General features: G+C 38.9%; 1 protein-coding gene. It reads left to right on the forward strand.

All coding sequences use genetic code 11. The annotated features are described in order from the left end of the window. Nucleotides 1-66 precede the first annotated feature (66 nt). The coding region (locus AC2FA3_RS15730; RefSeq protein ID WP_490510417.1) for a helix-turn-helix domain-containing protein at nucleotides 67-221 on the forward strand (155 nt) is incomplete at its 3' end.

Below are 221 nucleotides of genomic sequence, written 5' to 3' on the forward strand. Positions count from 1 at the left end.
ATATAGTCAAGCCCACCTAAAAGTGTTATAAACTAATTATCAAACCCAATTGTTATTATAAAGACCATGACTTACTCGCTAGATTTTCGCAAACAAGTGCTAAAAAGCTTAGATGATGGTATGACCTTTGCCGAGGCGGCTGAATTCTATAATCTCAGCCCAACCACCATACAAAACTGGAAGAGACGTGTTCATAGCAAAACAACCAGGCAAACCAAACC

The organism is Janibacter sp. CoH_79_TC_3 (assembly GCF_058197955.1).